The following is an 11811-nucleotide window of genomic DNA, read 5'->3' on the forward strand; positions in this document are numbered from 1 at the left end:
TCGGGCCTTTCCGATTTCGCGAGTGTGTCGGCGAAGTCCTTCGTGAGCCGGCTCGATGAAACTCGCGGCCGCGGCGCCGGTGGCAACCATCAGGACCGCCTGCGGCCGCGCGGCGATCATCGCGCCCACCGCCTTGTCGGCGCACGATTGCTCTGCGCACGCAGGTAAATATGTAGCGCAGGTTTTTCATAGAAGCACCCCCGTCAAAAAGGCACCGGGTCAAGCCCGGTGCAAGTACTTGGAGACAAAGCAACCTCAAAAGGAATGACGTATACCCAAGTCAAACCCTGAAGATGACTGGTTCGCCGCAGTGACGGATCCGTTGAGCGCAGTAGTCGCGCCTCCACTGTTGCGTACCCGCGCATATGTGCCATAGATTGCGGTCCGCTTCGACAGGTTGTGAACGTAGCCCAGCGAGAGCTTCTTGGTTTCAGGATTGCCAGCAGCAGTGGTTTTGTAGTTCGACCACTGCGCCTTGATGTCTCCCGAGCCTATGCGGTATATCCCACCGATCTGCGCGCCACGGCCCGTCAACCCTGCGATCGTGCCCACCTGGTCGCGGTAGTAGCCGCCCATAGCCGTGAAATCACCGAACTCGTAGCGTGCAGCGATATTGCTGGAGGCAATGTCACCCGTGGTCGCAGTGCGTGCGTACTGCGTGCGAGCATGGGCGATCGCCACATTTAACGGCCCCGCGCGGTAGCCCATGCGAGCTCCACTGCCTGTGCCATCATCCGCGGTTGTTCCGGCATTGCTCGCGTTTTCACCTCGATAGTGCTGCAATTCGCCATAGAAGCCGCCGAGATCCGCCGGAAGGAAGTACATGATCGCGTTGGAAACCCGCGAGGACACCGGCCCTCCGAGCGAACCCACATTGGTCTGCGAGGAGCCCACGCCGTTGTTGCCGAAAGGATCAAACTCGAAGCGGTTGTAGTACTGCACAGAGTAATCGCGCCCGAGGCGTACTTCGCCCCAGCCGCTAGAGAGGCTGACCGTGGAACGGCGACCGAAGGTCAAACCACCGCCACCAGTCGTTCCGGTAGTTTGGTTGTTCGTATTGGTCGTGCCACCAGTGCCGTTGTCCAGCGAAAAAGCAGCTTCGAGCCAGAAACTGGCCGAGAGGCCGCCTCCCAGATCTTCAACGCCACGAAAGCCGATGCGCGACGAAGAATTGCCCCCCGAGCCAATTTGCGTGGCACTAGCACTGCTGCCCGAGCCGCGTTGAAAAGTCGCGTCAGCAATACCAAACAGCGTAACTGACGATTGAGCAGTTGCAAAGCCAGAGACGGCCAGCAACGTTAAGGAAATTATGATTTTCTTCATGGGTTGTTCCGATAGAATGCCCCGACGCAGCTCCTCTCCTGCGTGGCCCCAGTGAGGGTCGCATCCAGTGCTCGAGGCCGACGACAGAAAAAAGAACCTCCCTCCCTGGCGCGCATCGGAATCAGCGGCGGGATAAGAAGCAGCGATGGGTTTGAAGGGGCTATGCGATAGGTCCTCCTTTTCCCGGCAACGGCACGGCGCGCAGCATCAAAAGGTCCTCCTCGACCTCGAAGGTCGCAAGAACCGGTAGGTCGCTTTGCGGCCAGGCACGAACTCGACCAATTGCGGCGATTGCGGCGATTGCGGCGATTGCGTGGGGCATAGAGGCATACAAGGAGACAGCGAGATTTAACAGATGAATGGATTCGGTACTAGCGCACATTCGGCTGTTTCACATGGAATCTAAAGTGGTTCAGCGCACAAACAGCGAGCGAGTCAATCGAGTCCACTACCGGCAATTCGAGCGCCTCTTGGCTGAGAGATGCGTGAGCGATGGGGAGCTCTGTGCATCCGAGAATCACTGCTGTAGCGCCACGGTCGTATAGCACTCGCACTGAATCTGCGAGTGCAGTGCCAGCCTCCCTCAATCGGTTCTGCTTTACCGCCTGGATCGGACGCACACATAACTGGAGCACATCGTCCTCCGTGTACGGAAGCACGGTGTAGCCCGCGTTCGTCAGCTTATCTTTGTAGAGACCCGAGTTGACTGTGGCCGGAGTGCCAAGCAGTCCAATGCGGCCGCCATCGATTCCTCTTGCATGAAGGTTTTCGACGACGGAAGAGACGATATGAATCAATGGCATCTTCACGCTCATTTGCAGATCTGGGTACCAGTAGTGAGCGGTGTTGCATGGAATGACGGCGCAACTGCACCCGCTGGACTCCAGGAACTGAAGGTTTCGGCGCATCGCAGGCATCGGGCTCAGTCCACGCCCGAGAGCAAATTCCGAGCGGTCGGGAATTTTGGGGTCGTTGATCAAGAGCACCGGAAGGTGCTCTTGATCACTCTGAACATCTGTGAGCAACGCCAGTCGATACGCAAAGTAAGCGCCTGCAGCGGGTCCCATCCCGCCAAGTACACCGAGCATCGGTGCCATGCCCGCTTGATTGATTGCCTTATTCACCTTTCTGCTCAATCAAGGGTGATATTTGCCTTCTTGATCACTTCGCTCCATCGTTGCGTTTCGAAGCGCACAAGTGCGAAATAGTCAGCACTAGTTCCGGGCAGTGGCAATGCACCTTGCGCCGCCAGTTGCTCGGCGGTCGACTTTTCCTTCGTGATCTTGTTGATTTCCATAGAGAGCTTGTCGATGATCGCCTTCGGTGTACCCGCTGGGGCCAGCACGCCAGACCAGGAGTCCACCACAAAGTCGGGAACGCCAGCCTCTGCCATCGTCGGAACGTTTGGCAGCGAGGGGGATCGTTGCGCACTAGTCATTGCAAGCGCACGCAGCTTTCCGCTCTGGATATGCGGGAGGACGGTCGGCAGGTTCACAAACATCAAGTCAATCTGGCCCGCCAGCAGGTCGTTATTAGCAGGACCTGCACCTTTGTACGGCACATGGTCGATGTCAGTGTTTGTCTTGAATTTAAACAATTCGCCGATCAGGTGATTGACGCCGCCGGTTCCCGAAGAACCCATGAAGAGCTTTTTGCCTCCCGATCTGGAATAGGCGATCAGTTCCTGGACAGTTTTTGCAGGCACCTTGTTCGCGACGACAAGTACATTGGGTAGGGCTGCAAACAGGGCCACTTGCTTGAATGCCTTGTTTGCGTCATAGGGTAGCTTCTTGTATAGCAGCGAATGAAATGATTGGTGGCCCGATGACGCAAGGAGGAGGGTGTATCCGTCGGGCGGGGCCTTGGCTACAACGTCCGCCCCCATCGTTCCTCCTGCCCCCGCTTTATTTTCGACAATGACTTGCTGACCTAGTTTCTCGGAAAGGCGTTGCGCGAGAACCCTTCCGATCAGGTCTACACTGCCACCGGGCGCAAAAGGGACGATCAACCGGATCGGCTTCTCCGGGTACGTGGCAGCGAATGCGTTGGTAGCAACGCAGACAGCGGCGATGGTCGCGATCAGAGTTCTAACAAGGAACTTCATGGTTCAGATCCTTTACGGTGAGTGGACGGTTATTGACTTGCGATGGCGGCCACGTCGCGCTTCATCTGTTCGTGCGCTGCGGTAAAGTGATCTCTGGTTGACTGAACTTTGGCCAGAACATTTTCGAGACTACCGAGCTGCTTCTTGATTGCACCGGACAGCTCCGCAGGCGCTGGCCCCCCGTTGTGCCGCATGTTCACACACTCAATGGGATCGAGGTACTTGCGCAGCTTCTGCTCGGGCCACTCGATTGCGGATCCAATAACGTCGACTGCTGCGCGATCCAGCATTGCGCTCGTTAGCTCGTTCGCAGACTTGCCTTCGTCCAGTGCAAGGCGAACGAGGCCACCCACCACGTGGTGCGCCTCGCGAAAGGACATGCCGGCCTCGGCCACGAGCCCATCGGCAAGGTCGGTTGCAACCGAAAAATCGAATCGAACATGCTGCAGCATGTTCTTTTCTTTGGGCTCCGCCGTGCTCACGATCAACTCGAACAGTGCGAGGCATCGGAGAGTCTCCTCAGCGCACTCCCAAAAGCTGCGCATGCTTTCACGGCTGCTATCGCCGGCATGGGTGAAGTGGGTTCCCTTCACTGCAACAAGGGAAGCGGTAAGCAGTCCGATGATGTGACTGCTCTTGCCCCGAAGGTACTCAAGTACGACGGGGTTCTTCTTCTGCGGCATGATGCTCGACGTGCTGGCCACTCGATCTGGGAACGACACAAGCCCGAATTCGAGCGTGGACCAGACCTGAAAGTCCTGCGCCACCCTCCCCCAAGTGAGCGCGACGATGGTCATCGCCGACATCGCCTCCCACGCGAAGTCTCGCGAGGCGACCGCATCCAGGGTGTTGGGCGCGACGGAGCTAAAGCCGAGTGCCGTAGCCGTCACGCTCCTATCGATGGGGAAACGTGTCCCCGCCAACGCCCCCGCGCCAAGCGGCGACTCATCGATGCGAGCCAAAGAGGCATGCAGACGATCCATGTCCCTCCCCAGCGCTTCCGCCACAGCGCTCAGATAGAAGCCATACGTGATCGGCTGCGCGGGCTGCAGATGGGTATACCCGGGCATGATGACGTTTGTGAACTTGCTCGCCCGCTCAAGGGCAACCCTGCGCACCCGTCCAAGAGCTTCTAGGACATTGAGCACGGCACTCCGTGCGCGCAGCCGATCAATCGTCACCCCAATGTCGTTTCGACTGCGCGCCATATGCAGTCGACCTCCAACGTCGCGCCCGACGATCTCCATCAGCTTCGATTCGTAGTTGAAGTAGGGCTCCTCCTTGGCCGGATCCAGTTCCACGGCTTCAGGGCCTTCGGCTTCCATCTGCGCCAAACCGTTGGCGAGCTTCTTTGCCACGTCCGGCGAGATCAAACCCGTCTTGTGCAGCATCAGCAAATGCGCCTGGTTCACGACGGTGAGATAGGGGAACTGCCTCGGGAAATCGCGCGCAAGGCGCGGACCAGTGATGTGCTCGCAGATCTCCTTTGCGGTTGGCTCTTTAAGCCGGCGACTGACTTTTGATTCCATTGTTTTCAAATCCGTTTTTTAAGTTAATGCAAGTATCAAGAGAGAGCGTCATGGCGTCAAATGACAGTTTTCAAGTACTCAATACGCATTTGATATGACTCACATCGAAAGAAGTACTATTAGCACCTATGAACTTCAAGCAGATAGAAACATTTCGGGCCGTCATGCTTACGGGATCAATGACCGTAGCGGCGCAGCAACTTCATACCTCTCAGCCGAACGTCAGCCGCGGCATCGGCAAACTCGAGGCGGAGATCGGCTTCGAGCTCTTTGATCGCCTCGCAGGGCGCCTGGTGGCAACCAAAGGCGGGGAGGCACTCTTCAAGGAAGTGGAGCGCGCGTTCGTTGGACTGGACAGTCTCACCGAATCAGCGCGCGCTATTCGGGAGTTGGGGGTGGGAACCCTCCGCGTTGCCGCAGCTGCCTCGATCTCTATGAGTGTCCTTCCTCTGGCTATTCGCATGTTCAGCGAAAAATATCCATTGATCCGGATCGTTGTGGACACCAGCGAGTCATCCATCGTTGCTAACTGGATAGCCACTCAGCATTGCGACATTGGGTTCGTGTCCTATATTTCCGACAAGCCAGGTGTCGTGGCATCAGTGATCCACACCGAGAATGCAGTTTGCGTCATGCCATCCCGTCACCCGCTTGCAAGGAAAAGGCGTCTTGTACCGCAAGACCTGAATGGTGAGCGGTTCATATCGCTCCCGAGCGGAAGCTCCTCTCGATGTGCGGTCGATGCTGCGTTTCCCGAGGAAGGTCGAATCATGGTGCTCGAAACCACTTACGCAGCGACAATATGCAGGATGGTCAGCGAGGGACTCGGCTTGAGTCTTTTGAATCCTATCGTTAGTCGCACAATGAAGCTTCCCGGGATCGTCGCCATCCCCTTCAAGCCGGACGTGCCTTTCAAGAGCTACATGCTCAGGGCCCAGCTGGCACCGCGTGACACACACGTAAACTTCTTTGTTTCCTGCATGCGGACAGCCTTTAAGTCATTTTGATGGCGCTGGTCCACATGGACATCATTGAGTGCTGACCACGCTACAGGTTTGTCTGCAGACAGACTGACCCCTGACCCTTGAGGATGCCCTTTCTCACTGGTCCGGCCCGAGGGGTTCACTCCAAGTGTGGGTCAAGATTTAATGGCAAGATTGTCAGGCTTCAGTGCGATTCAGCAACAAGCAAACAGCCAGATCGAAACTCTTCGATCTACTGACGTATTTTCCCGCTGCCACTGATGATGGACAGCTCCACGAATTTCGCGCCGGAGCGTATTCCCGGCTTGAAGCTCACCAGGTAGCCGCCGAGGTCATAGCTATCCATGCTATCCAGCGCTGTCACAAACCCTGAGCGATTTGGATTTTTTCCTTGTCGACGCACGGCTTCCACGATGACCTTGGCTGCGATATAGCCTTCCATCATGGTATAGCTCACCGGCACCTCTAGACTCTGAGTTTTAGCGATCGTATCGCTGAACTCCTTGGCCAGGCGCACTGAGATCTTGTACGGATTGGGCACAACTTGCGCAATTGCCACACCCCGCAATTGTTCCTCGCTCAGTCGCTTTGATAACTGCTCGATGTCGGCCCCTGAGTGCGAAAGCAACTGTGATGCACCACCAGCCGCCCGGTACTGCTCAATAAAGGCGGCTGCGGCCGCCCCGCTTGCGACCATGATAATGGCCTGCGGTGTGGTTTTAACGAACACCTCAACAGCCGGCGTAACGCGAGCCGTCCCAGCTGGATAGGATGCTTTGGAAATGACATTGCCGCGAGTCTTCTTGACTGCTTCGTCGGTGGCAGCAAGCAGCGAGGCAACACCCGGACCGTCTTCGTAAAAAAGGCCAATTCGGTTGATACCGACAGTGGCCAGGTGTTCGGTAATTTTGTGGATCTCGTCACGTAAGCTGGCCCGCACGTTGTACAGCAACGGGGTCTCGGGACGCATTTCTGTCGTGCGGTAGCCCACGACGGCGATGGAGTTTGCTTCGAGCACGCCTGAACTCACCAAATCTGTGATGTTGCGGTTGCCAAAAAATCCAGCCAAAACCAATGGCTTTTCTTCAGTCAGCAACTGCTTGGTGGCACTAATAGTATCCTCCGCCCGCCCACCATCATCTTTGCGAACCAGGGCGAACGTGTGGCCGTTGATGCCGCCGGCCTTGTTGACATTGTTAAACATCAGCTGCATACCAACCGCATATGCCCTGCCTTGATTGGCATCCAAGCCTGACATCGGACCGACCTGCCCGACAACAACTTCAACAGCATGCGCTAGTGGCATCCCTAGCAGGGAAAGAATGAGAACTAAGCTTGGATTCATTTTCATAAAACTTCATATCCCAACAGCGTAGAGATCAATATGCGTAGCCACAAATCAATCCACAGTTGCACCAGAACTGCGCACCAGTTTTGCCCACTTTTCAGTATCTGATTGAATACGCTTAGTGAGTTCTTCCGGCGTCGAGACAAGTGGGGTAGCGCCCTGCAGGGTAAGTTTCTCAACCATTGCTTTATCCCGTGCGATACGCGAAATTTCATTCGAAAGCTTGACCAGAATTTCCTTTGGTAGGTCCTTTGGCCCCAGGACACCAGACCACACATTTACGGCGTACCCCGGCACTCCTGCTTCAATCATTGTCGGTACGTTGGGCAGTACCGGTGACCTTGTCGTGCTCGTTACAGCTAGCGGACGCAGTTTTCCAGCTTTAATCCCCTGCACCGATCCTGGAAGATTGTCGAACATCAGCTGAATCTGATTTCCCAACAAATCAGTCATCGCGGGTCCGCTACCCTTGTAAGGTACGTGCGCAAAAGTAGCTCCCGTCATCGATTTGAACAACTCACCCGAAAGATGGTTGGTAGTTCCATTGCCGGCCGAACCCATGAACAGGGTGGTGGGATGTCTCTTTGAATAGTCGATTAATTCTTTAACCGACTTAACCGGAACCGTTGGATTGACCACCAATACGTTTGGAACAGTCGCGAACGTTGCGATGGGGGTGAAATCCTTCTTTGAATCGTATGGCAAGTTCTTATATAGCGACGCATTGATTGCCAGGCCGATTCCTCCGAACAACAACGTGTATCCATCCGCCGCCGACTTAGCCACGAAATCTGTACCGAGAGTGCCGCCTGCACCTGCACGATTGTCAACAATCACCTGTTGTCCAAGCGATTCGGACAGACGGCTGGCCAGCAGGCGACCAAGATTGTCGGTGGTTCCCCCTGGAGGAAACGGCACGATCAAACGGATCGGCTTCGTTGGATAGCTTTCCGCGTAAGCGGCTGTGGCGGCCAATGCAATGAATAGGCTTGTAATTAACCTAGAAATATTCGTCATGATGTAGATTCCAGTGAAAGGTCGAAGGAATGTGACAGTGATCGTTGCTATTCACTACTCAGCACTATCAGAAGTACCACAACGTGCAGCGCTTGTCTGAACGGCTCAAGCCGCCATCAACGCGTCGTGGACCACAAAGTGACCGGGTGCTATCTCGTCAAGCCTTAGCTCAGGCGGCGCATAGTGCAGGCCATGTATGGGACTTGGAATTTCACCGGCCATCATGTGGCGCAGGTTGCGGCGTTGCGGGTCTGCCACCGGAACGGCGGACAGCAACTTGCGGGTGTAGGGATGGCGAGGGTTTTCAAAGATCTGGCGACGGGTGCCAATCTCCACGATGCGCCCAAGATACATAACAGCCACCCGGTGGCTCACGCGCTCAACCACAGCCAGGTCGTGTGAGATAAAAAGAAAGGCAATTCCCAGTTCGCGCTGCAGATCCTGCATGAGGTTGATGACCTGAGCTTGAATGGATACGTCAAGTGCGGAAACCGACTCATCGGCCACAATCAGGCGTGGCGAAAGGGCCAACGCTCGCGCAATACAGATGCGTTGTCGCTGCCCGCCCGAGAACTCGTGTGGGTAGCGGTGCGCATGCTGCGGTAGCAAGCCAACCTTGCACAACAGCTCGCCAGCCCGGCGGCGCGCCTCCTCACCGTATGCAATGTTGTGTACCTTAAGCGGTTCAAGCAGTGAGTCTTCGATGGTGCGGCGCGGATCGAGCGATGCGTAGGGGTCCTGAAACACCATCTGTACCTCTCGGCGCAGGCCCTTGAGCCTGCTGCCGGTCATGGTGCCGATGGACTGCCCGTTGAACTCGATCTGCCCGCCTTGTGTGTGCAGCAGGCGCGCTACCGCACGGGCTGTGGTCGATTTTCCGCAGCCTGATTCACCGACCAATGCAAGTGTTTCTCCAGCGAAGAGATCAAAGCTCACATCCTCTACCGCATGGACACGGCGCTGCACGCGGCCGAGAATGCCGCCGCGCAAGTCGTAACGGGTCACCAGATTACGCACACGCAGCAAGGGTGGGAGGTTGTAGTCTGGTGTGGGTGCATCCAGCGGCGATCCTGACGGAGCAACCGCCTGAACCACCTCGCCCGTGCCAGGCTCGACCAAGGGGAACTTCGCCGGGAAATCGGTACCCTGCATAGCTCCTAGCCTGGGCACCGCGGCCAGCAGACTTCGCGTGTATGGATGCTGGGGCCGCGCAAATATGCGCCCGACCGAACCGCGTTCGACTGTCTCGCCGTTGCGCATGACCATCACCTCGTCGGCAATCTCAGCCACGACACCCATGTCGTGAGTGATGAAAACCACGCCCATGTCCAGGTCGTCCTGCAGCCCGCGAATGATCTGCAGGATTTGCGACTGCACGGTCACGTCCAGCGCCGTGGTAGGTTCGTCGGCAATGAGCAAAGTGGGTTCACAGGCCAATGCCATCGCGATCATGATTCGCTGGCGCATGCCGCCGGAAAGCTGGTGCGGGTAGCGCCCCATCACCTGCTTCGCATCAGGGATTCTCACGAGATCCAGCATGCGCAGCGCGCGTGCAAGTGTGGCCGCACGGTCACCGGGTTGGTGCAGGCGGATGGCCTCCAGAATTTGGTCGCCGACCTTGAAAACCGGGTTCAAGGAGGTCATGGGCTCCTGGAAGATCATGGCCATGTCGGCGCCCCGCAGGCGACGGAGTTGAGATTCGGGCGCTTCCATAAGATCGACCACCCCATGATGGCGGGTGCGCAGCTGCATTTGCCCGGAGGCGATGCGGCCGCCGCCCAGTTCTACAAGACGCATGATGGCCAGCGAAGTCACCGACTTGCCCGAGCCCGACTCGCCAACGATGGCCAGCGTCTTTCCACGCGCCACCTCGAAAGAGACATCGCGCACCGCCATGGGGGCGCCGACGTCGCCGCAGAAGGCCACGCTCAGGTTCTGTACGCGGGCGACGAGGTCAGCGTTCATACAGTTTCCACGGCAGCGACAAGCCGGCCGACGGCCTGGTTCAGTTCGCTCTGAGCCCGTGCCAGGCGGGCGCGCGCCTCCTCCACCCAGCGCTTGTCGGCAACACGCTCGCTCTGCGCATGCGCCAGCAGACGGGCGACCTGCAGCGGCGCTACGCTGCCGTCGGTGACCCGGGTTTCGACAAAACGCCTTGGATCAAGCGCATCGCGCACGGCCTCATCGCCGAGCCTGAGCTCAAGGCCGGCGGTTTCTAACGCAGCCTCATCGAGCAGTGCGCTTGTCAAATCAGCCGGTGCAGTTCCTTGCGCAATGCAGTTGCGCACGACACGCGCCACGATGTGATGCACTTGGCGAAACGAAAGGCCGCGCTCGCGTACGATCACATCGGCAAGGTTACTGGCCGTACACCAGCTGCCGCTGAGTGATTCGGCCATACGGTCGTCATGCACGATCAGCGTCTCGATTACCCCGGTGAAGAGGTCAAGCATGCCTTCAGTGGTTGCGAGTGCCTCATCGATCAGCGGCAGTTCGCGCATGGCTTGGTCACCCGTTCCCTCCGCACGGAAGGTGGCCAGCGCGGTGGCCAGCCAGGTTACGGCCGAGCCGGCGGCCTTTTTAATGGTTTCAAGGCCCGCCGGATTTTTCTTCTGAGGAAAGATGCTGCTTGTGCCGCAATAGCTGTCGTCGCTTTCGACCAAGCCGAACTCTGTGCTGGACCAAAGGTGCAGATCGGTCGCTAGGTCGTTGAGGTCCGCCATGACAAAGGCCAGAGCACCGATGGCCTCGGCCGCGTAGTAGGCCTCGCGTCCCAGCTTGGAGTTTTCCACCAGCCCATCAAAACCCAGCAGCGCGGTGGTGCGCATGCGGTTCAGTGGCCAGGAGGTTCCAGCCAGGCCGACCGCGCCCAGCGGGTTGCGGTTGACGCGGCCATACGCCTGGGCCAGCCGCTCGAAGCTGTCGTGCAGCCGCGAGCTGAAGCTCAGCAGGTAATGGCCGAAGACCCAGGGCTGCGCATGTTGAAGGTGGGTGTAACCGGGCATGATGGTGCGAGCATGGCGCCGCGCCTGCTGGGCGATGGCGTCCTGCAGGCCGTTGAGCTGGTCCATCACATCGAGCATGCGGTTGCGCTTGTAAAGCCGCCGGACGGTGGCGCCCTGGTCGATACGGCTACGGCCTGTGTGCATCTGCCCGCCTACGTCCTCGCCGATTGCCGCAAAGAGGTAGGACTCGATCTGCAGCAGGAAACTTCCCTTGCGAACGTCCGTGGGAAAGTCAGCCGGCTCCATGCGGCGGATCGCAAGCAGCTGCTGAAGGATGGCGCGGCCGGCTGCTGTTGAGATGATGCCTTCCTCCACCAGCATGGTGGTGTGCGCCATGTCGACTGCGACAAACTCCTGGAACTGCTTCTTCTCGCGCTCCAGGCCTGGCAGGTCGTGGTATTTGACCAGCCGTGCGGCCGGGGGAGCGCTCAACCGGGCTTCGGTCAGCAGAGTTTCATGAAGGGTAGTGGATGTCATCGGGACTTTGAAAGTTGGCATCAAG

9 protein-coding genes are annotated in these 11811 nt (G+C 57.7%); 1 reads left to right on the forward strand and 8 read right to left on the reverse strand.

The window, feature by feature from the left end:
- Positions 1 to 255: 255 nt before the first annotated feature.
- From BPRO_RS21905 to argH (BPRO_RS21925), 4 genes are all read right to left on the reverse strand, one after another.
- Positions 256 to 1323, reverse strand: coding sequence for a porin (locus BPRO_RS21905; RefSeq protein ID WP_011485260.1), 1068 nt, complete (start codon positions 1321 to 1323; stop codon positions 256 to 258).
- A 371-nt stretch (positions 1324 to 1694) separates the two neighbouring features.
- Complete coding sequence (locus BPRO_RS21915) at positions 1695 to 2447, reverse strand: aspartate/glutamate racemase family protein (RefSeq protein ID WP_232291445.1); 753 nt, start codon at positions 2445 to 2447, stop codon at positions 1695 to 1697.
- A gap of 8 nt (positions 2448 to 2455) precedes the next feature.
- On the reverse strand, positions 2456 to 3427 hold the full coding sequence (locus BPRO_RS21920) for a Bug family tripartite tricarboxylate transporter substrate binding protein (RefSeq protein ID WP_011485262.1): 972 nt from the start codon (positions 3425 to 3427) through the stop codon (positions 2456 to 2458).
- 29 nt (positions 3428 to 3456) lie between these two features.
- On the reverse strand, positions 3457 to 4956 hold the full coding sequence (argH, locus tag BPRO_RS21925; protein ID WP_011485263.1) for an argininosuccinate lyase: 1500 nt from the start codon (positions 4954 to 4956) through the stop codon (positions 3457 to 3459).
- 128 nt (positions 4957 to 5084) lie between these two features.
- On the opposite strand from argH (BPRO_RS21925), the gene BPRO_RS21930 reads away from it, so the two are divergent.
- A complete protein-coding gene (locus BPRO_RS21930) occupies positions 5085 to 5963 on the forward strand; it encodes a LysR substrate-binding domain-containing protein (protein ID WP_011485264.1) in 879 nt (292 codons plus the stop codon).
- Between the two features lie 208 nt (positions 5964 to 6171).
- On the opposite strand, the gene BPRO_RS21935 is transcribed toward BPRO_RS21930, so the two are convergent.
- The 4 genes from BPRO_RS21935 to argH (BPRO_RS21950) form a co-directional block, all read right to left on the reverse strand.
- The gene (locus BPRO_RS21935; RefSeq protein WP_011485265.1) at positions 6172 to 7290 is read right to left on the reverse strand and encodes an ABC transporter substrate-binding protein; all 1119 of its coding nucleotides are present in this window, start codon (positions 7288 to 7290) and stop codon (positions 6172 to 6174) included.
- Positions 7291 to 7338: 48 nt separating this feature from the next.
- Entirely contained in the window at positions 7339 to 8304 is a 966-nt protein-coding gene (locus BPRO_RS21940; protein ID WP_011485266.1) for a Bug family tripartite tricarboxylate transporter substrate binding protein, read from the reverse strand.
- A 105-nt stretch (positions 8305 to 8409) separates the two neighbouring features.
- Positions 8410 to 10269: a dipeptide ABC transporter ATP-binding protein gene (locus tag BPRO_RS21945; protein ID WP_011485267.1), complete on the reverse strand. Its 1860-nt coding sequence runs from the start codon at positions 10267 to 10269 to the stop codon at positions 8410 to 8412.
- A complete protein-coding gene (argH, locus tag BPRO_RS21950) occupies positions 10266 to 11786 on the reverse strand; it encodes an argininosuccinate lyase (protein ID WP_157045849.1) in 1521 nt (506 codons plus the stop codon). The genes BPRO_RS21945 and argH (BPRO_RS21950) overlap by 4 nt, the downstream gene beginning before the upstream one ends.
- Positions 11787 to 11811: the final 25 nt, after the last annotated feature.

The organism is Polaromonas sp. JS666 (assembly GCF_000013865.1).
Taxonomy (GTDB): domain Bacteria; phylum Pseudomonadota; class Gammaproteobacteria; order Burkholderiales; family Burkholderiaceae_C; genus Polaromonas.